The organism is Flagellimonas sp. ABD4_174 (genome assembly GCF_056160185.1).
This window is the reverse complement of sequence record NZ_JBSWWP010000001.1, coordinates 1,363,397-1,389,056: the sequence shown is the minus strand read 5'-3', so window position 1 is coordinate 1,389,056 and position 25,660 is coordinate 1,363,397. Positions and strand designations below refer to the sequence as shown.

At 40.5% G+C, this 25,660-nt stretch carries 30 protein-coding genes; 15 read left to right on the top strand and 15 right to left on the bottom strand.

Translation table 11 applies throughout. The annotated features are described in order from the left end of the window. Window positions 1-41 precede the first annotated feature (41 nt). On the top strand, window positions 42-2,030 hold the full coding sequence (gene uvrB, locus ACXAFK_RS06145) for an excinuclease ABC subunit UvrB (protein WP_224835184.1): 1,989 nt from the start codon (window positions 42-44) through the stop codon (window positions 2,028-2,030). An 89-nt stretch (window positions 2,031-2,119) separates the two neighbouring features. On the opposite strand, the gene ACXAFK_RS06140 is transcribed toward uvrB, so the two are convergent. The 5 genes from ACXAFK_RS06140 to ACXAFK_RS06120 form a co-directional block, all read right to left on the bottom strand. Next, window positions 2,120-2,545, bottom strand: a complete 426-nt coding sequence (locus ACXAFK_RS06140) for an Hsp20/alpha crystallin family protein (protein WP_474957142.1) — start codon at window positions 2,543-2,545, stop codon at window positions 2,120-2,122. A gap of 115 nt (window positions 2,546-2,660) precedes the next feature. Beyond that, complete coding sequence (locus ACXAFK_RS06135) at window positions 2,661-3,062, bottom strand: TerB family tellurite resistance protein (RefSeq protein WP_252079174.1); 402 nt, start codon at window positions 3,060-3,062, stop codon at window positions 2,661-2,663. Between the two features lie 117 nt (window positions 3,063-3,179). After that, window positions 3,180-3,515: a hypothetical protein gene (locus tag ACXAFK_RS06130; RefSeq protein WP_252079173.1), complete on the bottom strand. Its 336-nt coding sequence runs from the start codon at window positions 3,513-3,515 to the stop codon at window positions 3,180-3,182. 348 nt (window positions 3,516-3,863) lie between these two features. Further along, the gene (gene sucC, locus ACXAFK_RS06125) at window positions 3,864-5,057 is read right to left on the bottom strand and encodes an ADP-forming succinate--CoA ligase subunit beta (RefSeq protein WP_224835188.1); all 1,194 of its coding nucleotides are present in this window, start codon (window positions 5,055-5,057) and stop codon (window positions 3,864-3,866) included. A 120-nt stretch (window positions 5,058-5,177) separates the two neighbouring features. Further along, window positions 5,178-5,816, bottom strand: a complete 639-nt coding sequence (locus ACXAFK_RS06120; protein ID WP_474957141.1) for an LON peptidase substrate-binding domain-containing protein — start codon at window positions 5,814-5,816, stop codon at window positions 5,178-5,180. A gap of 163 nt (window positions 5,817-5,979) precedes the next feature. Here ACXAFK_RS06120 and lysA point away from each other — a divergent pair, with 163 nt between their 5' ends. Both lysA and ACXAFK_RS06110 read left to right on the top strand, forming a co-directional pair. Beyond that, window positions 5,980-7,218 (top strand): diaminopimelate decarboxylase, encoded by a 1,239-nt coding sequence (gene lysA, locus ACXAFK_RS06115; protein WP_474957140.1) that lies wholly within the window; start codon window positions 5,980-5,982, stop codon window positions 7,216-7,218. 98 nt (window positions 7,219-7,316) lie between these two features. Continuing rightward, window positions 7,317-7,832: a thioredoxin family protein gene (locus ACXAFK_RS06110; protein WP_474957139.1), complete on the top strand. Its 516-nt coding sequence runs from the start codon at window positions 7,317-7,319 to the stop codon at window positions 7,830-7,832. 22 nt (window positions 7,833-7,854) lie between these two features. On the opposite strand, the gene guaB is transcribed toward ACXAFK_RS06110, so the two are convergent. Next, window positions 7,855-9,327, bottom strand: a complete 1,473-nt coding sequence (gene guaB, locus ACXAFK_RS06105) for an IMP dehydrogenase (protein WP_474957138.1) — start codon at window positions 9,325-9,327, stop codon at window positions 7,855-7,857. 151 nt (window positions 9,328-9,478) lie between these two features. On the opposite strand from guaB, the gene ACXAFK_RS06100 reads away from it, so the two are divergent. Beyond that, entirely contained in the window at window positions 9,479-9,829 is a 351-nt protein-coding gene (locus ACXAFK_RS06100) for a DUF6686 family protein (protein ID WP_474957137.1), read from the top strand. 8 nt (window positions 9,830-9,837) lie between these two features. Here the strand turns inward: ACXAFK_RS06100 and ACXAFK_RS06095 are convergent, their stop codons facing one another. From ACXAFK_RS06095 to ACXAFK_RS06080, 4 genes are read right to left on the bottom strand one after another with little or no spacing between them, the layout of a single operon-like run. Next, window positions 9,838-10,701: a hydroxymethylglutaryl-CoA lyase gene (locus ACXAFK_RS06095; protein ID WP_474957136.1), complete on the bottom strand. Its 864-nt coding sequence runs from the start codon at window positions 10,699-10,701 to the stop codon at window positions 9,838-9,840. 21 nt (window positions 10,702-10,722) lie between these two features. Continuing rightward, window positions 10,723-11,379, bottom strand: coding sequence for a LysE family translocator (locus ACXAFK_RS06090; RefSeq protein ID WP_474957135.1), 657 nt, complete (start codon window positions 11,377-11,379; stop codon window positions 10,723-10,725). 6 nt (window positions 11,380-11,385) lie between these two features. Further along, complete coding sequence (locus tag ACXAFK_RS06085; RefSeq protein ID WP_474957134.1) at window positions 11,386-12,426, bottom strand: quinone-dependent dihydroorotate dehydrogenase; 1,041 nt, start codon at window positions 12,424-12,426, stop codon at window positions 11,386-11,388. A 57-nt stretch (window positions 12,427-12,483) separates the two neighbouring features. Continuing rightward, window positions 12,484-12,903, bottom strand: coding sequence for a hypothetical protein (locus ACXAFK_RS06080; protein ID WP_474957133.1), 420 nt, complete (start codon window positions 12,901-12,903; stop codon window positions 12,484-12,486). Window positions 12,904-13,007: 104 nt separating this feature from the next. Here ACXAFK_RS06080 and pepT point away from each other — a divergent pair, with 104 nt between their 5' ends. The 3 genes from pepT (at window position 13,008) to ACXAFK_RS06065 (ending at window position 15,877) form a co-directional block, all read left to right on the top strand. Further along, window positions 13,008-14,237 (top strand): peptidase T, encoded by a 1,230-nt coding sequence (gene pepT, locus ACXAFK_RS06075; RefSeq protein WP_474957132.1) that lies wholly within the window; start codon window positions 13,008-13,010, stop codon window positions 14,235-14,237. A gap of 2 nt (window positions 14,238-14,239) precedes the next feature. Next, complete coding sequence (locus ACXAFK_RS06070; protein ID WP_474957131.1) at window positions 14,240-14,830, top strand: YdeI/OmpD-associated family protein; 591 nt, start codon at window positions 14,240-14,242, stop codon at window positions 14,828-14,830. 117 nt (window positions 14,831-14,947) lie between these two features. Further along, entirely contained in the window at window positions 14,948-15,877 is a 930-nt protein-coding gene (locus ACXAFK_RS06065) for an alpha/beta hydrolase (protein WP_474957130.1), read from the top strand. A gap of 102 nt (window positions 15,878-15,979) precedes the next feature. On the opposite strand, the gene yajC is transcribed toward ACXAFK_RS06065, so the two are convergent. Genes yajC through nusB form a run of 3 tightly spaced genes read right to left on the bottom strand, consistent with a single transcriptional unit; the run spans window position 15,980 to window position 17,746 of the window. Beyond that, window positions 15,980-16,270 carry a preprotein translocase subunit YajC gene (gene yajC / locus ACXAFK_RS06060; RefSeq protein WP_252079163.1) on the bottom strand — a complete coding sequence of 97 codons (291 nt, stop codon included), beginning with the start codon at window positions 16,268-16,270 and terminating at the stop codon, window positions 15,980-15,982. 13 nt (window positions 16,271-16,283) lie between these two features. Next, window positions 16,284-16,760, bottom strand: a complete 477-nt coding sequence (locus ACXAFK_RS06055; protein ID WP_224835201.1) for a DUF1573 domain-containing protein — start codon at window positions 16,758-16,760, stop codon at window positions 16,284-16,286. 38 nt (window positions 16,761-16,798) lie between these two features. Next, on the bottom strand, window positions 16,799-17,746 hold the full coding sequence (gene nusB / locus ACXAFK_RS06050; protein ID WP_293294257.1) for a transcription antitermination factor NusB: 948 nt from the start codon (window positions 17,744-17,746) through the stop codon (window positions 16,799-16,801). 177 nt (window positions 17,747-17,923) lie between these two features. Between nusB and ACXAFK_RS06045 the strand changes: the two genes are divergently transcribed. The 4 genes from ACXAFK_RS06045 to ACXAFK_RS06030 all read left to right on the top strand — a co-directional run bounded on the left by ACXAFK_RS06045 (window position 17,924) and on the right by ACXAFK_RS06030 (window position 21,339). Next, window positions 17,924-19,678, top strand: a complete 1,755-nt coding sequence (locus tag ACXAFK_RS06045; protein WP_293294255.1) for an ABC transporter ATP-binding protein — start codon at window positions 17,924-17,926, stop codon at window positions 19,676-19,678. A 75-nt stretch (window positions 19,679-19,753) separates the two neighbouring features. Further along, on the top strand, window positions 19,754-20,128 hold the full coding sequence (locus tag ACXAFK_RS06040) for a PUR family DNA/RNA-binding protein (RefSeq protein WP_224835204.1): 375 nt from the start codon (window positions 19,754-19,756) through the stop codon (window positions 20,126-20,128). A 99-nt stretch (window positions 20,129-20,227) separates the two neighbouring features. Beyond that, window positions 20,228-20,788, top strand: coding sequence for a thioredoxin family protein (locus tag ACXAFK_RS06035; RefSeq protein WP_474957129.1), 561 nt, complete (start codon window positions 20,228-20,230; stop codon window positions 20,786-20,788). Window positions 20,789-20,796: 8 nt separating this feature from the next. Then, complete coding sequence (locus tag ACXAFK_RS06030; RefSeq protein WP_474957128.1) at window positions 20,797-21,339, top strand: GNAT family N-acetyltransferase; 543 nt, start codon at window positions 20,797-20,799, stop codon at window positions 21,337-21,339. Window position 21,340: 1 nt separating this feature from the next. Here the strand turns inward: ACXAFK_RS06030 and ACXAFK_RS06025 are convergent, their stop codons facing one another. Then, a complete protein-coding gene (locus ACXAFK_RS06025) occupies window positions 21,341-21,883 on the bottom strand; it encodes a YfiT family bacillithiol transferase (protein WP_474957127.1) in 543 nt (180 codons plus the stop codon). 154 nt (window positions 21,884-22,037) lie between these two features. On the opposite strand from ACXAFK_RS06025, the gene ACXAFK_RS06020 reads away from it, so the two are divergent. Together ACXAFK_RS06020 and ACXAFK_RS06015 are read left to right on the top strand one after the other, a co-directional pair. Then, window positions 22,038-22,676, top strand: coding sequence for a peroxiredoxin (locus ACXAFK_RS06020; protein ID WP_224835208.1), 639 nt, complete (start codon window positions 22,038-22,040; stop codon window positions 22,674-22,676). Between the two features lie 84 nt (window positions 22,677-22,760). Then, window positions 22,761-22,955: a cold-shock protein gene (locus ACXAFK_RS06015; protein ID WP_127142008.1), complete on the top strand. Its 195-nt coding sequence runs from the start codon at window positions 22,761-22,763 to the stop codon at window positions 22,953-22,955. 435 nt (window positions 22,956-23,390) lie between these two features. On the opposite strand, the gene ACXAFK_RS06010 is transcribed toward ACXAFK_RS06015, so the two are convergent. Further along, window positions 23,391-24,323 carry a peptidylprolyl isomerase gene (locus ACXAFK_RS06010; protein WP_224835209.1) on the bottom strand — a complete coding sequence of 311 codons (933 nt, stop codon included), beginning with the start codon at window positions 24,321-24,323 and terminating at the stop codon, window positions 23,391-23,393. A gap of 282 nt (window positions 24,324-24,605) precedes the next feature. Here ACXAFK_RS06010 and ACXAFK_RS06005 point away from each other — a divergent pair, with 282 nt between their 5' ends. Together ACXAFK_RS06005 and ACXAFK_RS06000 are read left to right on the top strand one after the other, a co-directional pair. Then, complete coding sequence (locus tag ACXAFK_RS06005) at window positions 24,606-25,115, top strand: lactoylglutathione lyase family protein (RefSeq protein WP_474957126.1); 510 nt, start codon at window positions 24,606-24,608, stop codon at window positions 25,113-25,115. 64 nt (window positions 25,116-25,179) lie between these two features. Continuing rightward, window positions 25,180-25,611, top strand: a complete 432-nt coding sequence (locus tag ACXAFK_RS06000) for a hypothetical protein (RefSeq protein ID WP_474957125.1) — start codon at window positions 25,180-25,182, stop codon at window positions 25,609-25,611. The last annotated feature ends 49 nt before the right edge of the window (window positions 25,612-25,660 follow it).

The following is a 25,660-nucleotide window of genomic DNA, read 5'->3' as shown; positions in this document are numbered from 1 at the left end:
TTTTACTTCCTTTTAGGAACATCCTTTAGTATTTTTACAGCATGAAATTTCAGGTAGTTTCCGATTTTAAACCTACCGGCGATCAGCCGCAGGCGATAAAACAATTGGTCGAGGGCATTGAGTCCAAAACAGCACACCAAACCTTGCTCGGCGTAACCGGATCGGGAAAAACATTTACCGTGGCCAACGTTGTGGAATCGGTTCAACGGCCTACTCTGGTTTTGGCACACAACAAAACTTTGGCGGCACAACTATATTCAGAGTTCAAACAATTTTTTCCGAACAATGCGGTCGAATATTTCGTGTCCTACTATGATTATTATCAACCTGAAGCCTATATCCCGACCAGTGGACTTTATATAGAAAAAGACCTTTCCATAAACGAGGATATCGAGAAATTGCGTTTAAGTGCCACCTCCTCTCTCTTATCCGGAAGAAGGGACGTACTGGTTGTAGCGTCGGTATCCTGTTTGTACGGTATTGGAAATCCGATAGAATTTCAAAAAAACGTTATCACCATTCATAGGGATCAAGTTATTTCTAGGACCAAATTTTTAAAACAGTTGGTACAGAGCCTGTACGCAAGGACCACTGCAGATTTCAGAAATGGAAATTTTAGGGTAAAAGGAGATGTGGTCGATGTTTTTCCAGGATATGCCGACCATGCGTTCCGTATCCATTTTTTTGGTGATGAAATTGAGGAAATCGAAGCATTGGACCCGTACAACAATAACGTTATAGAGGTTTACGACACCTTGAACATTTATCCCGCAAATATGTTTGTTACCTCCCCGGATGTATTGCAAAATGCAATTCGCGAGATTCAGGACGATTTGGTAAAACAAGTGGATTATTTTAAGGAAATCGGCAGGCCTTTAGAGGCCAAACGTTTGGAGGAACGCACCAATTTTGATTTGGAAATGATTCGCGAACTGGGCTATTGTTCAGGAATCGAGAACTACTCTCGGTACCTTGACGGCAGAAAACCGGGCACCAGACCTTTCTGTTTGCTGGATTATTTTCCAGATGATTATTTAATGGTGATCGATGAAAGCCATGTTACCATACCGCAAGTACATGCCATGTATGGCGGCGACCGATCTAGAAAGGAAAACTTGGTGGAATATGGATTCCGGTTACCGGCGGCAATGGACAACCGTCCGTTAAAGTTTGAAGAATTTGAAGCCCTACAAAATCAAGTACTATACGTTAGTGCCACTCCCGCTGACTACGAACTGGAATTGAGCGAAGGTATTTATGTGGAACAGATTATCCGACCAACGGGGTTGCTGGACCCTATAATCGAAGTTCGCCCCAGCGAAAACCAGATCGATGACCTTGTTGAAGAAATCCAACAACGTGTAGAATTGGATGAACGTACCTTGGTAACGACACTGACCAAGCGTATGGCCGAGGAGCTCACCAAATATTTAACCAGAATTGATGTTCGCTGTCGATACATCCACAGTGATGTGGACACTTTGGAAAGGGTGGAGATCATGCAAGACCTGCGCAAGGGACTTTTTGATGTCTTGATCGGAGTAAACCTCTTGCGGGAAGGATTGGATCTACCGGAAGTTTCCCTAGTTGCCATACTGGATGCCGATAAGGAAGGTTTTTTAAGAAGTAACCGCTCGCTCACCCAAACCGTAGGGCGTGCTGCAAGAAACTTGAACGGGAAAGCCATTATGTATGCCGACAAGATTACGGAAAGCATGCAGAAAACCATAGACGAAACCAATTATCGTAGGGAAAAGCAAATTACCTACAATAAAGAAAATAACATAACCCCTACCGCACTCAAGAAAAACCTGGACAGTGCCCTTGCCAAAAACTCGGTATCCACCTACCACTTTCAAAAAGAAGAGTTACGTGCCGCCGAGCCAGATCTAAACTATATTACGGAAGATCAAAAAGAAAAACTGATTCGCGAAAAAAGAAAGGCCATGGAAAAAGCTGCCAAAGAACTCAACTTTATGGAAGCCGCCAAATTAAGGGACGAAATAAAAATGTTGCAAGAAAAAAAATAAAAAACGCGCTCCAGCAAATGCCGGAGCGCGCCTCAACTAACCAACTAATCCAACCATCATGAAACACCTTTAGTTGGTGTTCTAGTGCCTTATCCTATTTCAATCAGTCTTTTGGGTTTTGGCAATGCCTCTTGCTTTTTGGGCAACATCAGTTTTAGTATCCCATCTTCGTACTTCGCATCTATTTTAGATCCATCTACGGTTTCCGGCAATGTGAATGCCCTTTTGAACGATGTGAATGAGAACTCCTTTCTTGTGTAGTTGTCCTTATTTTCTTCATTTTCAGTTTTTACTTCACTGGCAATGGTAAGTACATCGTTATCGATTTCTACGGTAAAGTCTTCTTTTTTCATACCAGGAACAGCAAGTTCCAATTCAAAACTTTCTGTATTGTCCTTTATATTTACTGCGGGCACGGCAGTATTCCACTTCTCTGTTCCACCGAACCAATCAGGACCCATAAAATCATTCATCAATGATGGAAAAAACAGGTTATTTCTTTTTACTATACTCATGGCGATTCAATTTTAGTTAAACATCTAAATCAACCAGTAAAAAGCAAAACCTGTACCAACACAAAATCTATGTCATTTTGACGTGTTTGGGGATGAAAAAAATGTCATTTTGACATTAGTTGTAATATGCCTTAAAGATATTGATCAGCACATCGGGCGGTACAATATTGTCCGGATAACGGTGCATAACCTCCAAAACCTGACTGATAGCCGCCGGTGGGAGCCCCATTTTTAGTCCAATATTATAGAGTTTGTCTATTTCCTTCCTATGTTGTTCCTTGTCGATATTCATAAGAAGGATAAGTCTATGGAATTGTACTATGCGCTCTGCTTGGGTCTTTAAGCGGACCTTAGGGGATTTTTCCTTAAGAAGCCCTTCGAAGATATCTTTACCAATGCCAAGGGTATGTGCGACCTGAAGCAAAAAATCGTACTCTGACTGCTTTATCGAATGATCTACCCTGGCAAAGGCTATCATTTGCGAAAGAATGCTCAATTTTTCTTTGTGAGTACCCATAAAGCTTGGTTTTGGTTATCGATCCTACTGTAGATAACTTCAAAACCATACTTTTTAGTACAAAAAAGCCCTGAAATTCAGGGCTTTTTTCTAACTAACTCAAACAATTCCCGTGTATTACGCGGTAATTTTTACTGGAAGCTCATATACTCTTCCGGGAGCAACATTTGTTAATTCCACCTTTTGGTAATTTAAACGACTCTTAACAAAGCCCTCCAAAACATCGTTTTTGGTTTCAACAGAGAGAACCAACAATTCGCCTTTTTCTGTTACAATAAAACGAACCTCGGCAGTCAAATCCTTATGATCTGCGTTGAATTGATTATCCTTCAACATTTCATAAATCTGACCCGAAAGATTGTTCTCCTTGGTCGCTTTTTTTCCTTTTGTTGCAAATGCGCTCATGGTTGCCATAAGTGCCAACGCTACTGAAACAGTTCTTAATTTTTTCATGATTTTTGTTTTTTGATTAAAATTGAATGATTAATGATTTGCTAAAAACAAGTCCCGATTAAGGTCCTTTTTTTAAGACACCACAAAAATAAGACGATTTAAAAAGTAAATTGTTACACTTTTTGTCGATTTAACAAATGTTTAATGTCCTTAACGTTGGGCAAATACTCTTTATAAACCCAAAAATGAACTTTAAAAAATCGTTCTAAATCAAAACAGGCTCATAATTAATGAGATAAGAATTTCGGACAAAAAACGACACTGATGCATCGGATATCCACTACAAAAAACAAAAAGGGCAATATTAACAAAACATTGCCCTTTTTCGATATTTTTAAATGGTCAAGACTAGCTCAGAACCTCCTCGACCTTATCTGCCGCTTCTTTAAACTGTACCGCGGAATGCACGGCCAACCCTGAGTTGTCTATAATTTCTTTGGCCAACTCTGCATTGGTCCCTTGCAATCTTACAATAATCGGCACTTGGATGGCATCTCCCATGTTCTTGTACGCATCAACCACACCTTGGGCAACACGATCACAACGAACAATACCACCAAAAATATTGATCAAGATAGCTTTTACGTTAGGATCCTTCAGGATAATACGGAAAGCTTCTTCCACCCTTTTGGCATCGGCGGTTCCACCTACATCCAAAAAGTTCGCCGGTTCTCCTCCGGCCATTTTGATCAAATCCATAGTGGCCATGGCCAAACCGGCCCCATTTACCATACAGCCTACATTACCATCCAAATCCACATAATTCAAACCTACTTCACGAGCTTCTACTTCGATCGGATTCTCTTCGCGCAGATCACGCATCTCTGCGTAAGCCTTTCTTCTGTACAGCGCATTATCGTCTATGGTAACTTTGGCATCTACCGCCATAATTTTATCGTCCGATGTTTTCAAAACCGGATTGATCTCAAAAAGACTGGAATCACTTTCCACATATGCCTTATAGAGCGACATCACGAACTTTACCATTTCTTTGAACGCAGTACCGGACAGACCAAGGTTAAAGGCAATTCTTCTCGCCTGGAACGGCAACAGGCCCAAACCAGGATCAACTTCTTCGGTAAAAATAAGGTGCGGCGTCTTTTCCGCCACTTCTTCTATATCCATCCCACCTTCAGTGGAATACATGATCATGTTTCTACCCGTACCTCTATTTAAAAGAACGGACATATAAAACTCGCTGGTCTCACTATCGCCGGGATAATACACATCCTCAGCTACCAAAACCTGATGTACTTTTTTCCCCTCTGCCGATGTTTGCGGGGTAACCAGGTTCATCCCGATAATACTTCCTGCCAATTCTTCTACTTCTTTCAAGTTTTTGGCCAGTTTAACTCCTCCGCCCTTTCCACGGCCACCTGCATGAACCTGTGCTTTGATAACGTGCCATCCGGTTCCGGTTTCCTGTGTAAGTTGTTTTGCGGCATCTACCGCTTCCTTGGCGTTGTGAGCAACTATCCCTCTTTGGATCCTAACACCAAAACTGGCTAAAATCTCTTTTCCTTGATATTCGTGAAGATTCATCTGTGAATTTACTTTTGTTTGCTGACAAAAATAGAAAACAACGCTGACAAATTGAAGTTGTTAAATGAATAATTGATACCCAAGTATAAATTATGGGCTTTTTATTGATTCCACGGATGGCTACAATGTAAAATCTTGAAAATCGAGCGGATCAAAGTTTTTGAAGTGCCCGTTCATCTCGATAACCTCTTTGGCACGGTTCACTTCGGTAAGTATACTGGTCGCAGCCTCCAAATGTGTTTTTATAAAGTTTAATCGATCGGTTTCCTTCTTCATAAGCAATAACTCATATTCTTGCTCAAAAGAAAGCCCCATTTTATGGGCTAGGGAGTAGCTGTTGAATTGTTTGGGCGATGTTTTGGTAAAGGGAACGTCCATAATATCGTAGAGCGCCTCAACTTTTTGAATCACTTCCTCCCTTAAACTATCATTTGCGTCATTTTCCATTTCCAAAAACTCCACTTCGCCTCCAGCGTATAGCTTTCCTTCCAATTGTTTTTCAAAGCTCAACACTTTAAAAACCTGACGCGCCACACATACCACGTCCATTTCACCGGATTCATAGGTATTTACAACTTCCACCAATTGCACTTCAGTTCCATAGTTGATGGCATTGTTGATATAGACCGGGATACCAAAAGTGAGCGCCTCATTCCTACAATCGTTGATCAATTGCTTATAACGATCCTCAAAAATGTGAAGTGGCACTGTTTCTCCAGGAAAAAAAACGGATTGTAGTGGAAATAAGGGTAGCTTCATAATTCCAATTTCCTCTAAAAATACAGATCAGAATCCAAAAGAACAACCTAATTTAAGTTTTGATGTTTTATTTAAAACATTTTGTTATATATTTATATTTTGAAATTTCTTTTTTGCGTAACCCACCTACAAAACCTAGTTTTGTTCAAAATATGTAATTAACATGAACTCTAAGGAATTACTTCAACTTACCGAACAATTTGGCGCACCATTGTACGTGTACGATGCCGATAAAATCACATCGCAATATAAAAAGCTGACCAACGCTTTTAAAGGAGTGCCAAAGCTTAAGTTGAACTATGCGGCGAAAGCCCTTTCCAATATAAGCGTCCTTAGATTATTAAATAGTTTGGGTAGCGGTTTGGACACCGTATCCATACAAGAGGTCAATTTAGGCCTTTTGGCAGGCTTTAAACCAGAGTCCATTATTTTTACGCCAAACGGGGTTTCCCTGGAGGAAATAGAGGAAGCGGCCGCCCTTGGCGTTCAAATCAATATAGACAACCTCTCCATTTTGGAGCAATTCGGCAGCAAGCATCCGGATATTCCTGTATGTATCCGAATAAATCCGCACGTAATGGCTGGAGGAAATTCCAAGATTTCTGTTGGCCATATCGATTCAAAATTTGGCATCAGTATCCACCAAATACCACATTTATTGCGTATTGTGGAGGTTACCAACATGAACATCAATGGCATACACATGCACACAGGGAGCGATATTTTGGATATTGATGTGTTCCTCTATGCCTCTGAAATTTTGTTCGAAACGGCTAAAAATTTCAAAAATCTAGAGTTTATCGATTTTGGCAGTGGATTTAAAGTGCCATATAAAGCAGGGGACATTGAGACCAACGTTGATGAGTTGGGCAAAAAACTGACCAAAAAGTTCAATGCATTTTGCAAGGATTATGGCCGCGAACTGACACTTGCCTTTGAACCGGGAAAATTTTTGGTAAGCGAAGCTGGCTATTTCTTAGCCAAAGTGAATGTAGTGAAGCAAACCACTTCAACCGTTTTTGCAAGTGTCGATTCTGGTTTCAATCACTTGATTCGTCCAATGTTATATGGATCTAATCACGAAATAATCAACATATCCAATCCAAAGGGCAGGGAACGCTACTATTCTGTGGTAGGTTACATTTGTGAAACGGATACTTTTGGGAGTAACCGTAGGATCAACGAAATCTCGGAGGGCGATATACTTTGCTTTAGAAATGCCGGTGCGTATTGCTTTACCATGGCAAGCAACTACAACTCCAGATACCGCCCCGCTGAAGTACTTTGGTACCAAGGCAAGGCACATTTAATACGAAAAAGAGAAACTTTTGATGATATCCTGCGCAACCAAGTGGACATCAAGGATGTTTTTAATGTTCCGCAAGAGCAACCGGTAAAATAGAAGTAAGCCCTATCAAGCTGTTAAAATCAATACTTTTTTGGCATAATTTTCGTTAGTTTTGTAGAGATAAGACGACAATTACGTCAAAAATAACGACTATGCGCTCAATTTTTACCCAAATCAGTTTACTTATTATAGTATTGATAGGCTTTAATGCCCAGGCTCAAGAAATCAATTGGATTTCTTGGGACGAAGCCGTCCAGTTATCCAAAACGGAGGCAAGCCCTAAAAAAATCTTTGTTGATGTGTATACCGATTGGTGTGGATGGTGCAAGAAAATGGACAAGAATACATTTCAAAATCCTGAGGTTTCCAAATATATGCAGGATAATTTCTATATGGTAAAAATGGATGCTGAAGGCAAAGACCCTATTGAATATCAGGGAAAAACCTTTAAGTACATACCTTCGGGCAGAAGAGGCTATCACGAGTTGGCAGCGGCGCTGTTGCAAGGGCGCATGAGCTACCCCACTGTAGTTTTCTTGGACGAAAAACTAAATATGCTTTCACCCGTGCCCGGTTATCAACAAGTGGAACCTTTTATGCAGATCGCCAAGTATTTTGGCGAGAACATCTATAAAGATCAAGACTGGAAAAGCTACGCTGGGAAGTAATTGCCCCCCAGCGTTTCAATATTTATCTACTATAATTTGGACTTTCTTTGGTAATGGTCACATCGTGCGGATGACTTTCGTGAATGCCGCTCGAAGTAATTTTTACAAATCGACCACTCTCTTTTAAAGTTTCGATATCTTTTGCGCCACAATACCCCATTCCAGCGCGCAGACCACCAATAAATTGGTGCATACTTTCCATTAACTCACCTTTGTAAGGTACGCGACCTACAATTCCTTCGGGAACCAATTTCTTAATATCGTCCTCAACATCTTGAAAGTATCGGTCCTTGCTACCTTGCTTCATTGCCTCAACAGAGCCCATGCCACGGTAAGATTTAAATTTACGTCCCTCGTAAATTATCGTCTCGCCAGGCGATTCTTTTGTTCCTGCCAACAACGAACCCAACATTACAGTATCTGCTCCAGCTGCTATAGCCTTGGGAATGTCTCCGGTATACCGAATTCCACCATCGGCAATTACCGGAACCCCGGTTCCTTTTAGTGCAGCGGCAACCTCTAAAACTGCTGAAAACTGTGGGAAACCGACACCTGCCACCACGCGTGTGGTACAGATAGATCCTGGTCCAATACCTACCTTAACAGCATCCGCACCCGCTTCCACCAAATATCTTGCAGCTTCGGCCGTAGCAATATTACCTACCACGACATCCAATTCGGGGAAGGATTTCTTGACTTCCTTAAGTATGCCCACCACACCTTTGGTATGCCCATGTGCCGTATCTATAATAATGGCATCGACCCCGGCTTTTACCAATGCACCGGCACGATCAACAGCATCTCCCGTTACTCCAATGGCAGCGGCTACGCGTAAACGCCCATATTGGTCCTTGTTCGCAATAGGTTTTTGGGTAAGTTTGGTAATGTCCCTAAAAGTAATCAGACCGACCAGTTCCTCCTTTTGATTGACCACAGGAAGTTTTTCAATCTTGTTTTCCTGAAGAATTACTTCGGCTTGTTGTAAAGAGGTACCCTCTCCCACGGTCACCAAATTTTCAGAGGTCATTACCTCTGAAATAGGGCGACCATCGTTCTTTTCGAATCGGAGATCACGATTGGTTACGATACCGATCAATTTTTTTTCTGCGTCAACAATGGGAATACCACCAATACTATGCTCTTTCATGCTGGCTTTAGCGTCTCGTACACTTGAATCCAACGGAAGTGTAACTGGATCCATGATCATTCCACTTTCCGCACGTTTCACTTTTCTGACCTTTAGCGCCTGGTCTTCTATGGTCATGTTTTTGTGAAGAACTCCGATACCGCCTTCCCTGGCCATGGCAATTGCCATTCGGGATTCGGTCACAGTATCCATGGCCGCAGAAACAATGGGCACATTTATGGTAATGTTTTTGGTAAATCTTGATTGAATGTTGACTTCTCGGGGAAGTACTTCGGAATATGCCGGCACAAGAAGAACGTCATCATAAGTAAGTCCTTCGCCAACAATTTTGTTTAGGTGAGCTTCCATTGCAATTACGGATTAATTGCGTGCAAATATACCACTATTTTATTGGATTATCACTCGGGGTGAACAGTACATTTTTTTCCTTTTGGAATTATTTACCTTTTATTTAGAATCATTCTATATAATTATTATCTTTATGATTCAATTCTTTTATATGTGTAGATTTTTAAATGTAATGAACCGGTCCAAAAACGGTGTGTTGACTTTTTGCCAGCGCACCAAACTGTTCCAATTAATCTATAACAACCTATGTTTTGAACTATATGAATGGGAACTTGAAGCACTTAAAGTGTACATTGAGGAATTGGACATCTCCTATTGGGAGAAACAACTTCAAAATTGGTCACAACAACGCAAAATACCGATTTCGGTGGGTAAAAAACATTTTATTATTCTGGTGAACCAGGAAGAAGTATCCGAATTGTTGAGCTTGCTCCGGTTTGAAAAACAAAAGGTAGAACTCTTGACCTACAAGGAAATCAATTATCAATTCATCGAAAACTAACTTTCTTCTTAGTGATAAACAGAAAACAATTCTGTCGCCTTATTGTAAGCAGCCTCAAAGACCATCCAATTAACACCCGTAACAGCCTTTTCCGTCGTAAAATAGGAAAGCATTTTTTCCGTGGGCATGTTTCCGGTAAGCTCGTCCTTGGCCATGGGGCAACCACCAAAACCTTGAACGGCCCCATCAAAACGACGACAGCCTGCTTTGTAGGCCGCATCCACTTTCTCGTGCCATTTGGTCGGTGTGGTGTGCAAATGGGCCCCGAATTCGATTTCCGGGAATTTTGGAATCAGGTTGGAAAACAAATAGTCGATTACTTCGGGCGTGGAACTCCCAATGGTATCCGATAACGAAAGTATGCGGGCTCCCATTGCTGCTAATTTTTCCGTCCACTCCCCTACAATATCCACATCCCAAGGATCACCATAGGGATTCCCGAATCCCATAGAAATATAGGTGACCACTTCTTTATTGTGGGTGTCGGCCAATTCCAATATCCCTTTTAGGGTTTCCACGGACTGATCGATCGTCTTGTGGGTATTACGCATTTGAAAGTTTTCCGAAATAGAGAATGGAAAACCCAAATAATCAATGGCTGCGTGCTTACAGGCATCTTCCGCCCCTCTCACATTGGCAACGATCGACAGGAGCTTACTCTGCGTCCGTGATAGGTCCAAACTTGCCAACACCTCAGCAGTATCCCGCATCTGCGGAATAGCTTTGGGGGATACAAAACTTCCAAAATCAATGGTATCAAAACCACAACCCAACAAGGACTGGATATATTTTACCTTTTCCTGTGTTGGAATAAAGGTTTTTATTCCCTGCATGGCATCCCGTGGACATTCTATGAGTTTTACTTTTGACATATGTATCCGTAAAAATACTACTTATTTATCCGATAGAAATAGATAAACCGCAATACCCATAAACACAATTATCTGCACCCATTTTAGGTATATCCCCGCTTTTTTATTCCTGGTCAAATAATTGGAAATACTACCGGCCAAAAAAGCTATGGTACCAAAGACCAATAAGGCCGAAAGCATGAAAAGTAGTCCAAGAGCGTAAAACTGAATCACGGTATCAAGTGTATCACTGAATAAAAAACCTGGAAAAAATGCCAAGAAGAAAATGGTGACCTTAGGATTCAGGACATTCATGGTAAATCCCGTCCAAAAAAGATTCCTTGGTGATTTAGCAGGTTGCCCTTCTTTATCGAGCATAATAGAGGCATCACTTTGATACACTTTATAGGCCAGAAACAACAGATACACGGCACCGAACAGCTTAATGGCAAAAAACAATGCATCGCTCCGTTTTATGATTTCAGAAACCCCAAATGCCAACAAGGTAGTGTGCACCAAACAACCGGACACCAAACCAAAAACTGTGGCCATTCCCGCTTTTGTACCGTTACTGATACTTTGCGCCAACACAAAAATATTATCTGGACCCGGCGACAGGGCAAGGGCAATTGAGGACACCAAAAAACCGATCAATATGGGATAATTGATAGTTTCCAGAAACAAAACGAGACTTTGCATATAATTTTAGCCCATTTTTTCCAAAATGGCCTTGTTTATTTTTTTGATAAGCCCAGGACCCTCATAAATAAATCCGGTGTACAACTGTACCAAATCCGCTCCCGCCTCCAATTTTTCCATTGCATCTTCCGGGGAGTGGATGCCGCCCACGCCAATAATCGGGAAAGCCTTATTGCTCTTTTCGGACAAGAAGCGAATAACCTCCGTACTTCTTTTCGTTAAAGGTTTGCCGCTCAGGCCACCTTTTTCTTCGGTTAAAATAAGGTGAGATTTTAAATCCGTTCTCTCTATGGTCGTATTGGTGGCGATCACCCCTTCTATTTGTGTATCCGTTACGATAGAAATAATATCCAGCAGTTGGTCATCTGTTAAATCCGGCGCAATTTTTAATAAAATTGGCTTTTCTTTCTTATTCAACTTTTTGGCCAGTTTACCATTGTGGCTCTTTAGTTTTTTCAACAATTTGGTCAAAGGTTCCTTATCCTGTAGCTCTCTAAGCCCGGGCGTGTTGGGTGAACTTACATTGACCACAAAATAATCCACATGTTCGAACAGGGCTTCAAAACATATCAGATAATCCTTGATCGCATCTTGGTTCGCAGTAACTTTGTTCTTCCCAATATTTCCCCCAACAATTACGCGATGTTTTTTCTTTAATTGTTCGACCGCCTCGAAAACCCCATTATTATTAAAACCCATTCGGTTAATAATGGCCTTGTCATCGAGCAAACGGAACAAACGCTTTTTAGGGTTACCAGGCTGTGGTTTTGGCGTTACTGTTCCAATCTCCACAAACCCAAAACCAAAATCGGAGAATTCATTGTACAATTTGGCATTTTTATCGAACCCAGCGGCCAGCCCCACCGGATTTTTAAATTTCACCCCAAAAACTTCACGCTCCAACCTTGGATCGTCCATGGCAAAAACACTCCTAAAAATCCCGCCAAAACCAAGTTTGGAGAATAACTTAATTGCCGAAAAGGAAAAATGGTGCGCAGCCTCAGCATCAAGCAAAAAAAGTACCGGGCGGATCAAAAATTTATACATGCAAAATGGGATTTTGGACAAAAATAAAAACTCTTAAAACAGTTCTGGACAAATCGATCAATTTTCGTTGACCGACCTATTTATGTAGATAGGGCGTAAAGTTAGTTGATCGCACATTTTTACATATTTGTCATACTGGGATTCTGTAAACGTACTGAGCAGCCGTTTATCCATCATTCGAATATTCTGCCGCATGCTGTCCATTATCGTTGCATATTTTTTGCTGACCGCCAGCAACACCTCCGGAGAGCTTTCTTCATTCTTTTTCATTAAGAACTTGGCCTTGTCCTCCAAAATATCGTTACGCACTTTTAGCTCGGCACTCCAGTTTTTCAGGTTTTCACGTTGGACTTCCGTTAGCTCAAAAACTTTGGCAATGGTCTCATTATCACGCCCTCCAACACCCAAAATACAGTCCATTTGGGCAAAGCTGAAAACGCCGTACAGTAAAAAAATAGATGCTATTACAAATTTCAATGGTGGGTGCAATTATTTGGTTTCTGAAAGATAGGCATTAATGCCGATGATTTCTAAAATTGCATTTGAATAAGCATTATTTTTGATGAAAATGCCCAACGAACATGGATAAATTATTAGCTCGATTCTTGGAATATGTGACCACGGATACCCAAAGTGACCCCTACTCCAAAACCACCCCTAGCACCGAAAAACAATGGGACCTCGCCAAAAAACTGGTGATGGAGCTCCATCAAATTGGTATGCAAGAGGTGTCTATTGATGAGAATGCCTACATCATGGCCACCCTGCCGAGCAATGTTGAAAAAAAAGTACCGACCATTGGTTTTATTTCACATTTTGATACTTCTCCCGATTTTTCCGGAAGAAATGTGAAGCCACAGATCATTGAGAATTACGATGGGCAGGACATTGTATTGAACAAATCAAAAAATATTGTTCTATCTCCCGATTATTTTGAGGACCTAAAAGCATACGAAGGTCAAACTTTGATTACCACGGACGGAACCACATTGCTTGGAGCGGACGATAAGGCCGGTATTGCTGAAATAATCACGGCTATGGAATACCTGATCCAACACCCCGAAATAAAACACGGCACTATCCGGATAGCTTTTACACCCGACGAAGAAATAGGTCGCGGAGCCCATAAATTCGATGTGGAAAAATTTGGTGCCGAATGGGCCTACACTATGGACGGCAGTCAAGTAGGTGAACTGGAATACGAGAACTTTAATGCGGCCAAAGCAAAAATTTTGATTACCGGGAAGAGTGTGCATCCTGGGTATGCCAAGAACAAAATGATTAATGCCATTGGAATTGCCAACGACTTTTTAACGCACTTACCACCGAGCGAAGTGCCGGAACACACTACAGGTCGGGAAGGTTTTTTTCATGTACATAAAATTAAGGGTGAAATTGAGAAAGCAGAAATAGAGCTGATTATCCGGGATCACGATGCAGTTCATTTTCAGGCAAGAAAAGACCTCCTAGTGGATATACAGGCCAAACTCAACAAAAAACATGGGGAATACATAGAGTTGAGCATAGAAGACCAATACAAAAACATGAGGGAGAAAGTAGAGCCTGTCTTCCATATTGTGGAAATCGCCGAAGAGGCCATGAAATCGCTACAAATAGAACCGATCATAAAACCGATTCGAGGGGGAACGGACGGTTCCCAACTAAGCTTTATGGGGCTGCCCTGCCCCAATATTTTTGCTGGCGGCCATAATTTTCATGGCAAGTACGAGTACGTTCCACTGGAAAGCATGGAAAAAGCGGTAAAGGTCATCGTAAAAATTTGCGAACTTACAGCAAGTCAAATCAAGTGAGAATGGACAAATCCGAAAAAATAAAAGGTTATTATGAGAAGGAGCATCCCTTTAGGGATGGTATTTCCCTATTAAGGGAATTGGCCTTAAAATCCGGCGCTGAGGAAGATTTTAAATGGAGTATTCCGGTGTATACTTATATGGGTAAAAATGTCTTCGGCATCAGCAAGTTCAAGAAGTATTTTGGGATATGGTTCTTTAACGGAGCGTACTTAATAGACCCAAAAAATGTACTGGAAAATGCACAGGAAGGCAAAACCAAAGGCATGCGCCATTGGAAGTTCCACGATTTAGATGAAGTGGACAAAAAAACCGTGTTGGATTACATGAAAGAGGCCTTGGAAAACCAAATAAAAGGTTTGGAGATCAAACCTGAAAAATCCAAAAAGGTTGTTATTCCCGAGTTATTGCTATCCGAATTGACCAAAAATCCACAATTACAGGTTGCTTTTGAGAAGTTTACGCCCTACAAGCTAAAGGAATTCTGCGAATATATTGCCGAGGCCAAGCAGGAGAAAACGAAACTACGAAGATTGGAAAAGATTATCCCGATAATCAAGGACGGTGTCGGGCTGAACGACAAATACCGCTGAACAATACTTTTATTAGAGTTGTTGCTTGCATTGATGCGAAACAAAAACTAAAATTAGTAATATTTAATTTCTAAATTTAGAAAGCCTTTATGGCAAAATTGATCAAATTTCTATCTAATGAGCCCTAAAATTTGCTTACCTCTTTTTATGGTATTCCTTTCTATTGTGACTGCCCAAAAGACCCTGCCCACATTAACTGATGGCAGAATTGATCGAATTGAAAATTTCAAATCAAAGTATGTAAGTCAAAGAAATATCGACATTTGGTTGCCACCCAACTCCAACACCAATACCAAATATGCCGTTTTATATATGCATGATGGTCAAATGTTGTTTGACGCTAAAGACACCTGGAACAAACAGTCGTGGAAAATTGACAGAGCGGCATCTAAATTGATAAAATCGGATACAATAAGACCTTTTATTATTATTGGAATCTGGAATAGAGCAAAAACCAGACACTCAGATTACTTTCCAAAAAAACCGTTTGAAACTTTGTCAGAAGTTGAAAAAGATACGGTATCGAATCAATTAAAAAAGGTCGGCATAGAGATGTACCAAGATTTCGAACCACATTCTGATGAATATCTGAAGTTCTTGGTCGAAGAATTAAAACCGTATATAGATAAAAATTATCCTGTACTTACAGACATGGATAACACTTATATAGCTGGGAGCAGTATGGGTGGGCTCATTTCTCTTTATGCATTGTGCGAGTATCCAGAGGTCTTTGGAGGCGCTGCTTGTTTATCCACACATTGGGTCGGCTCGTTTACACTACGTAACAATCCCATGCCAAGTTCATTTTTAAATTACCTGAAAAAACATATTCCTGACGCTAAAAACCACAAAATATATTTTGATACCGGCGATAAGACATTGGATAGCCTATATCCCGACATACAAAAAAAGGTAGATTCTATTTTGGTGGACAAGGGGTTTAACTCCAAGAATTGGTCCACTAAATATTTTCCAGGTGAAGACCATAGTGAGAATGCTTGGGCGAAAAGAGTACATATTCCGTTAACATTCTTAATGAAAGAGTAACTTTCGTACAAGAAAGTTCTCTCCAAAAACCAACTGCAAAAAAACGTCCCTTGAAATTTTAACTTCCAAGGAACGCTTTAATATATATATCTTAAAATACGCTTACTTTTTTTCTGCGGGTTTGTTCAACTTTTGGCTCATTTCCATGGAAATGGCGGAACGGTCGAATTTTAATCGGCCAGCCATGGTTTCGATAACACAGGAAAAATCCTTGTCGTTCAGTTCCACTATTTTGCCGTGCAATCCACTTTTGGTGATAATTTTATCACCCTTTTTCAATTCTGAAGCGAATTTTTTCTCATCCTTCTGACGCTTGATCTGTGGGCGAATCATAAAAAAATAGGCCACTGCAAAAATCAATATCAGAGGTAAAAATTGTCCTAGGTTTTCCATTGAGGTCTTTTAATTATTTAACAGGACCCGCTGGAACTGCTCCAGGCGCCTGTACAAAAGCTTTGATTCTTAATAGCTCCGAACCTTTGGCCGTATTTGCTGTTACCGTGATGGTCTTTGTAACCTGATTTTGACCAGAACCATTGAACCTTACAGTAAGCTCACCGGTCTCTCCCGGTGCAATAGGTTCTTTTGGCGGATTTGGAACTGTACAACCGCAGCTACTCTTGGCATCGGTAATAATTAGTGGGGCATTACCCGTGTTAGTGAAAGTAAAAACAGTTTCTTGAGCCGCACCCCTTTCTATGGTACCAAAATCGTGCTCGGTCTTTTCAAAAGTCATTACCGGCACCATTTTATCTGCTTCATCTCTGTTAACGGCGCTTTCAACATTGTCAGCAACTATTTTTTCAGATGCTTTGTCCTTGCATGATACGCTGGTTAGGGCAACCACCATGATCAAACTAAAAATTGTTGTTATTTTTTTCATGATTAAAATTTGTTTTTCCAAAATTAAGGAATAATTGTTTACTGTAGACCCCTTCCTATTTTTTGCAGTCTTCCATCGGTTTTGTATTCCTTGGCCAATTTATCCAAAACCCCATTTATAAATATGCTGCTCTTGGGAGTGGAATACTCCTTGGCTATCTCCAAGTACTCGTTCAGGGTAACTTTTTCGGGAATCGATGGAAAATTGAGCAGCTCGCAAATTGCCATTTTTAGGATGATGGAGTCAATCTCCGCGATTCTGTCGTTGTCCCAGTTCGGTGTTTTTCCCTCGATTTCTTTTTCCCATTTGGCATCGTTGAGCAAGGTCTTGGTCAACAGGTCGTTTGCAAAGTCCATATCCTGTTGATCTTTTAACAATGCCGGTAAAAAGAAACGGTCACCGGAATCGGGTTTGGCCTTCTTTAAACGTTTTACCAAAAATGTATTTACAATTGGGAAATCGTCTACCCAGGTCAATTTATCATCTTCAAAATAATCGTAGATTTTTTCGTTAGGGGCAATAATTTCCTTGAACAGTTGTATCACCAACTTACGGTCGTCCGAATAACTGTCGTCTCCGCTCAACATGTATTCCTTGTAAATGTCACTGGTCACGATCGCTTTGTGTATGATCTTCACATACTCATCGTTCAAATACCAATTGTCCAATTTACGATCGGAAAGTTCGCTCTTCAATGCTTCGTTGTTCACCAATTGCAACAACAGTCGGTTTTTTACAAATTTTCGGGGATCGGGGTATGTATCTTCTTCCGTGGCCACATATTTTTTGGATGCATGGTTCACGTGTTTTTCCGCCAAACGGTGAAGTTCGGCCAAGAGGCTTAAAATCAAAAGATACAGAACGTACATATTGTCTATACTAACGCGCAGGAACTTTTCTTGTTTTTGCAAAGAATCGTCCTTGGATTGCACCAATGCATATATGCACTGCATTACTTTTACTCTAATGTGCCTTCTGGTGAGCATGTTTAAAGAACTTTTAAAGTGATTGTTCGGCTTTCACACGGCAAAAGTAATCTTATATTTGAATCTTACCTACCAAAGTTGTTTTCTTATCAGTTTTATAACATTTACTTTGTACAGTATGGTATATCTTTGCGGGATTGTCCGCAAATTTGGAAGCTAAAATTGCCTTTCTCCAATATGAAGGAACTTAAACACCTAAATAAATACTTTAAAAAATACTGGCTCAAATTGTTACTGGGGATTCTGATCACCATTATTGCCCGTGTTTTTTCCCTCATCATGCCATCGTATGTGAACAAATCCATACAGGCTGTCGAGGATTTTGCCTCAAACGCAATCAACTTATCGGAAGCAAAAGGATTGTTGTTGCAATATATTTTGGTTATCGTCGGAGCCGCAATTTTATCAGGTCTCTTTACTTTTTTAATGAGACAGACCATTATAAATGTATCCCGATATATCGAATACGATCTTAAAAATGAGGTTTTTGATCATTACCAACTGCTCAGCCTTAATTTTTATAAAAAAAATAGGATAGGGGATTTAATGAACCGGATAAGCGAAGATATCAACCAGGTTCGATTATATGGTGGCCCTGCCATAATGTACGGTATCCAAACCCTAACACTATTTGTCTGTTTGATACCCTTAATGTTTATAAAAGCACCCACACTTGCAGCATACACCTTACTGCCACTCCCCATTCTATCCGTTCTGATCTACCAGATCAGTAAAATAATACACAAAAGGAGCACCAAGGTACAAGAGTATCTTTCTACACTTTCCACGTTTACCCAAGAATCGTTTTCAGGAATATCCGTGATCAAGGCCTACAGTATTGAGCCGAGGATAAATAGCGAATTAAGGGAGCTGGCACAAGAAGGCAAGGATACCAGCATGGCACTTGCAAAGGTAAATGCCTGGTTTTTTCCTTTAATGATCTTATTGATCGGAATAAGCAATGTTTTTGTAATCTATATTGGCGGGCAACAGTACATAAATGGCGAAATTGAAACCATAGGGATCATCGCAGAATTTATTCTTTACGTTAACATGCTTACATGGCCCGTTGCCATAGTAGGTTGGCTTACTTCTATAGTACAAAGGGCCGAAGCCTCTCAAAAGCGTATCAACGAGTTTTTAAAGGAAGAACCCTCCATTCTGAACAAAGTGAAGTCCCCGACCCCGATTGTGGGCAATATCGAATTCAAAAATGTAACCTTTACCTACGAGGATACCAATATTACTGCATTGGAAAACGTATCCTTCTCCATAAAAGCAGGAGAAACGGTTGCTATTTTAGGCAAAACAGGCTCGGGAAAATCCACCATATTGGATTTGGTCGCGCGTTTGTACGATACTTCCTCCGGTGAGGTGTTGATCGATGGAGTTCCCGTCCAAGACCTTAATTTGGACAGCCTTCGCAGTTCCATTGGTGCCGTGCCACAGGATGCATTCCTGTTTTCGGATACTATTGAGAACAATATCCGTTTTGGTAACGAAAATGCATCACACAACGACATTGTGGAGGTTGCAAAAAAAGCTGTGGTACACAAAAATATTGAAGGATTTGCCAAAAAGTACCATACAATTTTAGGGGAACGTGGAATTACATTGAGCGGTGGTCAAAAACAACGGGTATCCATTGCCCGGGCATTGTTAAAAGACCCCAAGATCTATCTTTTTGATGACTGCCTCTCCGCAGTGGATACCGAAACCGAAGAAGAAATCTTGAACAACCTAAAAAGGGTTTCCGAGAGCAAAACTACGCTGATCGTTAGCCATAGGGTATCTTCTGCCAAGAACGCCGACAAGATCATTGTGCTCGACAAAGGAAAGATTATTCAACAGGGCACCCACGAGGAATTGAACAATACCGAAGGGTATTATAAAGAGCTCTATATTGACCAACTCTCTGGTAAAGAATCATAAAAAAGTTGCTGAATTAGCTTTTTTTTCACATTTTTGGTACTAGAATTCAACATAGTACCAAATACACTATACCATATGGGCCAGAAAGATACAATGGATCAGGAAGAGATTTATTCGAAAGTCTTAAGAGCAGGGAGAAGAACCTACTTTTTTGATGTAAGAAGTACCAAGGCCGGAGATTATTACCTTACCATCACAGAAAGTAAAAAGTTTACGCACGATGATGGTTCTTTCCATTACAAAAAGCACAAAATCTATCTTTATAAAGAAGATTTTAGCGCTTTTCGGGAAATAATGGAAGAGATGATGGATTACATTATCGATGAAAAAGGTACCGAAGTAATTTCCGAACGCCACCAGAAAGATTTTAAAAAGGAGGAAGAAAGCTTCAGCGAAAACGGAAGCCCTTCCGAGAACAACTTTACCGATGTAAGTTTCGACGACATCTAAAAAAGTTATTCCCTTTAAAAGTAAAACGACCTGTTTTTCTGCAGGTCGTTTTTTATTTTTGTACTGCTCGTAATTTTTGCAACATAAAACCCAGGAAACATGGCACGCACTCCTAGCAATATGCTTCCCCTAGGCACACAAGCCCCCGATTTTGAACTGTGGGACACCGTATCGGCACAAACCCTTTCTTTAGAAGATATGAAAGGGGAAAAAGGCACTGTGGTCATGTTTATATGCAACCACTGTCCTTTTGTGGTCCATATAAATTCCATGCTGGTCAAACTGGCCCAAACATATCAGCAAAAAGGCATTAACTTTATTGCCATCTCCAGCAACGATGTGGAAAACTATCCGCAAGATGCCCCCCATTTAATGACGGTGAAAGCCAAGGAAGAAGGCTATCCTTTTCCATATCTGTACGACAAGACCCAGCAGGTCGCCAAGGCATATGATGCTGCCTGCACACCCGATTTTTATCTTTTTAATTCGGATATGAGACTAGTTTACAGAGGTCGGTTAGATGATTCCAGACCTGGAAACAACATACCCTTGTCCGGTACCGACCTAAAAAATGCAATGGATGCCGTTCTGGAAAACAAGGAGGTATTTCGGGATCAAAAACCCAGTTTGGGCTGTAATATTAAATGGTCGACCAACTAAATTGCGCTATGGATTCCGCTGCCCTAAAAACCACGGTGACCATACAACCAACAGACAGCTATAATCTTGGCACTTATTTAGAGGTTGCAATAACATCCTACAGTGAGCATTATTGTCATTTATGGCAGCACAACGACCCCTCACCCTATATTTCGAAATGGTTAACGAAAGAAGTGGTCTTTGAAGAACTACAGGACCCCGATACATTGAATTACATCGTATACCATAATACTGTAGCTGTCGGTATCCTAAAATTGATAATAAACTGCGGAATCGATGAAATTCCTGATACGGACGCCATAAAAGCGGAAAAAATCTATCTACTCAAAAAACACTCAGGTAAGGGAATTGGCAAACAATTGCTTCTTATTATTGAGGAGATGGCTGTAAAATTAAATAAAAAAGTGGTTTGGTTGGATACCATGCAAAAGGGAAATCCTATTCATTTTTATAAAAATAATGGCTACTCCATTAAAAGAGAAAGCGAAGTTGTGCTTCCGAATGTAAAGCCCTCGGAAAAGCACATGTGGATTTTGACCAAAACCCTTTAGCCTACCAACCCTCCCGTTCAATTAAATTTTTTATTTGGGTATAATGATGCGTTCCATGCCATGCATATCGTCCAATATTTTCCTTGAGGGTGGATTGCAGGTTTCCATCGGGGTGAACAAATGATCGCTGTAGATCCTCCTCGGACAAACCCTTTATCAAAAAAACTAGTTTTGCGTGTACTGCTTTTAAATGATCCAACGACATTTGAACAGGAGCGGTACGGCTATCAAAAAGTTCTGCCCACTCTTTTTCATTGTATGGCTTTATAACAGGCGTATTTTCCGTTAAGGCCCATTTAAACCGGATATAACTATTGTGGTGGCTATCAGAAATATGATGCACCAGTTGCCTAACCGTCCATCCTCCGGGGCGGTAAGGGGTTTCCAATTGATCGGTCGAAAGTGCGGAGACCAAATCGCCCAACTTTCCCGGTAATTCTTCCAAAACGGCTATCCATCCCTCCAAATCGCTACTCGAAATGGTTTTCGGCACTTCGAATTTACCAATCGGATATTTTAATTGTTCCAAAGCTTCTTTTTCCATGCCTTAAAAATAAGAATCTTCGTTTAGCTAAAGCTAGCATCCCAAGGGATTCTTTCTAAGATTTTAATACAGTTTTAACTGACACATAATAATTTGACCAAATAATCTAGTAATTTTGTAGAGTACTTTTTATAAACTTTAAAATCTAAAATATATGGCAACTTTAAGATTAGGGGATACCGCTCCGGATTTTACCGCGGTTACCTCCCAAGGAACACTTAATTTTTATGAATATTTAGGAGATAGCTGGGGCATCCTGTTTTCGCACCCTGCGGATTTTACCCCTGTCTGCACCACGGAATTAGGCACTGCCGCCAAGTTTAAGGACGAATTCGACAAAAGAAACGTAAAAATGATGGCCCTAAGTGTAGATGGTGCCGCATCGCACATGGATTGGATAAAGGACATAAACGAAACCCAGAATACCGAAGTCAACTTTCCCATAGTGGCCGATGTGGAAAGAAAAGTATCCGACTTGTACGACATGATTCACCCAAATGCCGACGACACCCTTACTGTTCGCTCCGTATTTATTATAGATCCCGATAAAAAAATTAAACTTACCCTAACCTATCCGGCCTCCACAGGACGTAATTTTTACGAACTGTTGCGAGTAATCGATTCTTTACAATTGACCGCAAACCACAAAGTAGCCACTCCTGCCAACTGGAAAAATGGCGAAAAAGTGGTGGTAAGCCCAGCAATTCCAACGGAAGAGGCCAAGGGAATCTTTACCAAAGGGGTCGAGGAAATTAAGCCATATTTACGATTGACGCCGGACCCTACAAATTAATTTTAATTAATATTTGAAAAAAAACCTGATACCCAATAAATTAAACGTACCTTTGGAGCCAATTAATTTTTTTCAATTTATATTATGAGTAAAGGAACAGTAAAATTCTTCAATGATTCTAAAGGTTACGGATTTATCACTGAAGATGGTTCAAACACAGATCACTTCGTACACATTTCAGGCTTGATCGATGAAATTAGAGAAGGTGATGTTGTAGAATTCGAACTACAACAAGGTAAAAAAGGATTAAACGCCGTTAATGTACAAGTTGCGGAATAAGTTATAGCATACTTTTTTATAGTTAAGGCCCGAGCAATGCTCGGGCCTTTTTTATTTTTTTAAATCCCTACGCAACCATTTTCTTTTTTGCTATCTATTGGGTAAACAAGCTTTGTTCCCCACAACCATTAAACCTATAGCAATGAACACCTTTTTTGGAGTACTCACCTTCCTTTTGATCGTAAATGCGTTACTATTGGCCTGGAGTGTAAACGGTTCTAAAAAGTAGCTTAATTTTTAACACGGACAATAGGTAGGGTTTTTTAACGTTGAATTGTTACGGAATAAACACTTACAACCATGACCACTTTTTTTAGCGTACTATTAGTTCTGCTTGCCCTTAATTTTTGTTTATTGCTATTGAGCGTAAACCGGGCCAAATAAAAAAGCTTCCATTTCTGGAAGCTTCACCTATATAATCTAAGAAGGATTATTTTATTTTACATTCATTAACTCCACGTCAAAAATCAGTGTAGCATTGGGAGGAATTACCCCTCCGGCTCCCGCACTTCCATAAGCCAAATGGGATGGAATCACAAATCTGGCCTTATCCCCGACTTGCAATAGTCCAATACCCTCGTCCCATCCGGGAATTACTTGCCCTACACCAAGAGCAAAATCTATGGGTTGATTTCTTTTGTAGGATGAATCAAAAACCTGACCGTTGGCCAATGCACCTTCATAATGTACGGACACGGTTTTTCCTTTTTCCGCTTTAGAACCGCTTCCCTTTTGGATAATTTGGTAACGTAGTCCACTATCGGTCTTTTCAAAACCTGCAGCCAATTTTTCCATTTCTGCCTCGGCTTGAGCCTTTTGCTCGGCTATACGTTTTTCCCTGGCTCCCTCGAACGTTCGAAAAGCCTCAATGGCATTCCATTTTTTGGCCTCTTCACCAACTCGTACAATTTCCAAAGTTTCTATAGCGTCCCCTTGTGCAATGGCATCTACAATATCCTGACCTTCCGCCACCTTTCCAAACACTGTGTGCTTGTTGTCCAACCAAGGTGTGGCCACATGGGTAATAAAAAACTGGCTTCCATTGGTTCCGGGTCCGGCATTGGCCATTGAAAGCACACCGGGACCATCATGTATCAGGTCGGGATGGAACTCATCATCAAACTTATAACCTGGATCCCCGGTCCCTGTTCCTGTTGGGCATCCTCCCTGTATCATAAAATCGGCGATTACCCTATGGAACTTTAAGCCATCGTAATATGGTTTGCCCTGTGGTTTTACACTGTTCTCCATATTTCCTTCTGCCAGTGCAACAAAATTGCCCACGGTCCCCGGTGTTTTATCGTGAGTAAGTTTTACCAAAATTTCACCTTTGGTGGTATTGAATTTTGCATAGATTCCGTCTTGCATTGTATCTTGATTAATAGATTATTAGAATACGTGGTTCTCGGATTTTTCCAAGGCTGCAAAGATAGGGCTTTATGCTTTAGGTCAAAAAACGGGAGTGTAGATTCAAGCCAGCCCAACGTAGACATTTGGACTTTGTATTGTTTGCTTATGTATATAGCCGTCAATTTGTTTAAATCATTATCACCTGTTGCAACATACCAGGGTATTTTACCGAATATTTGATTGTAAACATGGCTACTTCCCATAAAATTTGTGGAACTTTGCATTTAAAACCATAGCAACATGAAAGAGAATAGATATCCCAAGTCCTTTTCCCATATCGGAATAACGGTTCCAGACATTAAAAAAGCTGTTGAATTTTACGAAAACGTTATGGGTTGGTATGTTATAATGCCTCCATCCACAGTAAAGAAAGAGACCGACACCGCCATTGGACAAATGTGTATAGATGTTTTTGGAGAGGATTGGGAAGAATTTGAAATTGCCCACATGTCCACTTCGGATGGAATTGGAATTGAACTGTTCGCCTTTTCACACGGAAAAAAAGAAGCTCCCGAGTTTAATCCATTCAATACTGGACTTTTTCACTTTTGCGTGCAAGATCCGGATATTGAAAATTTAACCAAAAAAATAGTCGAGGCCGGTGGTAAACAGAGAATGCCCATTAGGGAATATTATCCCAATGAAAAACCGTATAAAATGGTCTATGTGGAAGATCCTTTTGGGATTGTCTTTGAAATCTACACCCATAGCTACGAATTGACCTATTCTTCTGGGGCTTATCAAAAATAAGATTCGATAATTCGTTATATTTATGGTAAAATAATCGGAACAAACCATTTTTGCTATAATCAAAATGCGCCAATTAATCGATAAACCTTATCTCTATTTTTTGCTCGCCATACCCTTATTCTTGGTAATTGGGTTATGGCATGGGGATGATGTTTTGGATGTAGGCCTTTACGACACTTATTACGTTGCCTCCTTTTGGGACCTTGCCATTCTTGCCTGCATACTTTTTGGAATTATGGGCTTGGGGTATGCATTGATGAAAGAGGCCGGAAGGAAACAATTAAATCGTTTGATTTGGATTCATGTAGGCTTCACTTTTGGAGGGATTCTACTGGTCTGGATATTGAGTGGATTTTATCGGACCGATATTATGGAATATAAATTCAATAACTATCTAAGTGCCGTCATATCGGTCCTGGTCTTGCTAATACTTTTAGTTCAATTCATATTTCCGATCAATATAGTTTATGCGTTAACGAGAGCTAAATCAAAATAAAGGCTTCCAATATGGATTCAAAAACAAGTATAAACACATCGTTGCGCTA

Bases quoted from the DNA above. Each gene is read 5' to 3' on its own strand.
- ACXAFK_RS06070 (WP_474957131.1), top strand. From the start codon at position 14,240: ATGGACAAATCCGAAAAAATAAAAGGTTATTATGAGAAGGAGCATCCC.
- ACXAFK_RS06025 (WP_474957127.1), bottom strand. From the start codon at position 21,883: ATGGAAAAAGAAGCTTTGGAACAATTAAAATATCCGATTGGTAAATTC.
- ACXAFK_RS06095 (WP_474957136.1), bottom strand. From the start codon at position 10,701: ATGTCAAAAGTAAAACTCATAGAATGTCCACGGGATGCCATGCAGGGA.
- uvrB (WP_224835184.1), top strand. From the start codon at position 42: ATGAAATTTCAGGTAGTTTCCGATTTTAAACCTACCGGCGATCAGCCG.
- sucC (WP_224835188.1), bottom strand. From the start codon at position 5,057: ATGAATCTTCACGAATATCAAGGAAAAGAGATTTTAGCCAGTTTTGGT.
- ACXAFK_RS06035 (WP_474957129.1), top strand. From the start codon at position 20,228: ATGGCACGCACTCCTAGCAATATGCTTCCCCTAGGCACACAAGCCCCC.
- lysA (WP_474957140.1), top strand. From the start codon at position 5,980: ATGAACTCTAAGGAATTACTTCAACTTACCGAACAATTTGGCGCACCA.
- ACXAFK_RS06100 (WP_474957137.1), top strand. From the start codon at position 9,479: ATGTGTAGATTTTTAAATGTAATGAACCGGTCCAAAAACGGTGTGTTG.
- ACXAFK_RS06055 (WP_224835201.1), bottom strand. From the start codon at position 16,760: ATGAAAAAAATAACAACAATTTTTAGTTTGATCATGGTGGTTGCCCTA.
- ACXAFK_RS06135 (WP_252079174.1), bottom strand. From the start codon at position 3,062: ATGGGTACTCACAAAGAAAAATTGAGCATTCTTTCGCAAATGATAGCC.
- ACXAFK_RS06045 (WP_293294255.1), top strand. From the start codon at position 17,924: ATGAAGGAACTTAAACACCTAAATAAATACTTTAAAAAATACTGGCTC.
- ACXAFK_RS06000 (WP_474957125.1), top strand. From the start codon at position 25,180: ATGCGCCAATTAATCGATAAACCTTATCTCTATTTTTTGCTCGCCATA.
- ACXAFK_RS06090 (WP_474957135.1), bottom strand. From the start codon at position 11,379: ATGCAAAGTCTCGTTTTGTTTCTGGAAACTATCAATTATCCCATATTG.
- ACXAFK_RS06120 (WP_474957141.1), bottom strand. From the start codon at position 5,816: ATGAAGCTACCCTTATTTCCACTACAATCCGTTTTTTTTCCTGGAGAA.
- ACXAFK_RS06040 (WP_224835204.1), top strand. From the start codon at position 19,754: ATGGGCCAGAAAGATACAATGGATCAGGAAGAGATTTATTCGAAAGTC.
- ACXAFK_RS06130 (WP_252079173.1), bottom strand. From the start codon at position 3,515: ATGAAAAAATTAAGAACTGTTTCAGTAGCGTTGGCACTTATGGCAACC.
- ACXAFK_RS06020 (WP_224835208.1), top strand. From the start codon at position 22,038: ATGGCAACTTTAAGATTAGGGGATACCGCTCCGGATTTTACCGCGGTT.
- ACXAFK_RS06140 (WP_474957142.1), bottom strand. From the start codon at position 2,545: ATGAGTATAGTAAAAAGAAATAACCTGTTTTTTCCATCATTGATGAAT.
- ACXAFK_RS06085 (WP_474957134.1), bottom strand. From the start codon at position 12,426: ATGTATAAATTTTTGATCCGCCCGGTACTTTTTTTGCTTGATGCTGAG.
- guaB (WP_474957138.1), bottom strand. From the start codon at position 9,327: ATGGAAGCTCACCTAAACAAAATTGTTGGCGAAGGACTTACTTATGAT.
- ACXAFK_RS06005 (WP_474957126.1), top strand. From the start codon at position 24,606: ATGAAAGAGAATAGATATCCCAAGTCCTTTTCCCATATCGGAATAACG.
- ACXAFK_RS06110 (WP_474957139.1), top strand. From the start codon at position 7,317: ATGCGCTCAATTTTTACCCAAATCAGTTTACTTATTATAGTATTGATA.
- nusB (WP_293294257.1), bottom strand. From the start codon at position 17,746: ATGCTCACCAGAAGGCACATTAGAGTAAAAGTAATGCAGTGCATATAT.
- pepT (WP_474957132.1), top strand. From the start codon at position 13,008: ATGGATAAATTATTAGCTCGATTCTTGGAATATGTGACCACGGATACC.
- ACXAFK_RS06065 (WP_474957130.1), top strand. From the start codon at position 14,948: ATGAGCCCTAAAATTTGCTTACCTCTTTTTATGGTATTCCTTTCTATT.
- ACXAFK_RS06015 (WP_127142008.1), top strand. From the start codon at position 22,761: ATGAGTAAAGGAACAGTAAAATTCTTCAATGATTCTAAAGGTTACGGA.
- ACXAFK_RS06010 (WP_224835209.1), bottom strand. From the start codon at position 24,323: ATGCAAGACGGAATCTATGCAAAATTCAATACCACCAAAGGTGAAATT.
- yajC (WP_252079163.1), bottom strand. From the start codon at position 16,270: ATGGAAAACCTAGGACAATTTTTACCTCTGATATTGATTTTTGCAGTG.
- ACXAFK_RS06030 (WP_474957128.1), top strand. From the start codon at position 20,797: ATGGATTCCGCTGCCCTAAAAACCACGGTGACCATACAACCAACAGAC.